This window comes from Gemmiger formicilis, assembly GCF_018784445.1.
GTDB lineage: Bacteria > Bacillota > Clostridia > Oscillospirales > Ruminococcaceae > Gemmiger.
The window spans coordinates 1-1171 of the sequence record NZ_WQOH01000104.1 but is presented as its reverse complement, the minus strand read 5'-3'; the positions used below and the strand labels follow the sequence as shown (position 1 = coordinate 1171).

At 55.3% G+C, this 1171-nt stretch carries 2 protein-coding genes; both read right to left on the bottom strand.

Going from position 1 to position 1171, the window contains the following annotated elements:
* Positions 1 to 125: 125 nt before the first annotated feature.
* Positions 126 to 398 (bottom strand): plasmid segregation centromere-binding protein ParR, encoded by a 273-nt coding sequence (locus GPK89_RS16150; protein ID WP_113999062.1) that lies wholly within the window; start codon positions 396 to 398, stop codon positions 126 to 128.
* Positions 395 to 1171 (bottom strand): ParM/StbA family protein (locus GPK89_RS16145; RefSeq protein WP_215694703.1); only part of this gene is annotated, 777 nt, incomplete at its 5' end. The genes GPK89_RS16145 and GPK89_RS16150, both read right to left, overlap by 4 nt.

Here is a 1171-nt window from a genome sequence, read left to right as displayed (position 1 = left end):
TTTGCTATACCAATTTTCACCACCTTAAAATTTCTCTCGAAAATTTTGTTTTGGGGCTTGACTTTTAATAGTTAGTCTTTTTCCTTCTGCTTTTCTACCTATTATTAAAACATTGGAATCACCCCCTACAGTGAATTCAGGAAATCGAGCGCAGAGTCTGGTATAGCATTCTCTGACAGTGGGCTTGGAACAGCGCCGGTTATGTTGACTGCCTGCAACTCCTCCCGCACCACCTTGCGGATGCTTTTCTCCAGCCTATCTGTCTGCTCCGTTGCAAGAATGGCTTGCACCAGAAACTCCTTGCGTTTGGCTGAAGGCACTTGCTGCAGCAACGCCCATGCGCGGCGGTGCTGCGGGTCGCTAAGGTTCGGACGAAAAACGTACTGTGGGCGTTTCATGCCTCGCTTTTACGGCGCGACACGGCGGCCAACGCGCGCTCGAACCCGCCAGCGTTCACCTTATCGTCCAGCAGAAAAATCGTCTTGCAAAGGCCGTCCTTGGGGCTGAGGTGGCGGCTCACCACCGAGGCACCGCCGCCCAATAGCACGGCGGGGATAGCGCGCAAATCAAAGCCGGCCTCCATAACCGCTGACAGCAGATGTTCTGTGTACTTGCGACCCTGCCGGTTCACAATGTCGCGCACCGTATCTCTGACCGTGCAGGGCTGACCTGCCAGCATATTTTCGATCTGGGCATCCGTGAGTGACAATCCGGTTTCCCGTCGCACCTGCTCCCGAATATCATCCACGCAGCGAATCATGCCGAGTTCCAAGCTGTGCGCGGTATCAGCCGCAGGGATTGCGTTGTCGATGCGCATAAGGTCCACTGTCCAGCCGCCCAAGTCCATGAGGAGCATGGACGGTTCGTCCTGCAAAAGCCCCACTTCGGTCATGAGGGCGGCGTAGCCCTGCGGAAAAATGGCAACTTCTTCGATGGTGATGCTGTACTCCACGCCCTCGAACTTGTAGTTCACAGGCTGATTGCTCCGCAGCAGATAATCTTTGAACTTGGGTTTGTCGCGTCCGAAACTCGTCAGTGGCAGGCCCGCCGCAATGCGCACCGAGCATTCGGGAGGCAAACCGCGCTGCTGAATCTCCTTTGCGATAGCTGCCAGTGTCAGCAGGTAGTAGTTGTCGTTTACAGTTTTGTCCCGCTGGATAGGCTGCCGCCC

Excerpts from the sequence above, each read along its gene's own strand:
- GPK89_RS16150 (WP_113999062.1), bottom strand. The coding sequence starts at position 398 with ATGAAACGCCCACAGTACGTTTTTCGTCCGAACCTTAGCGACCCGCAG.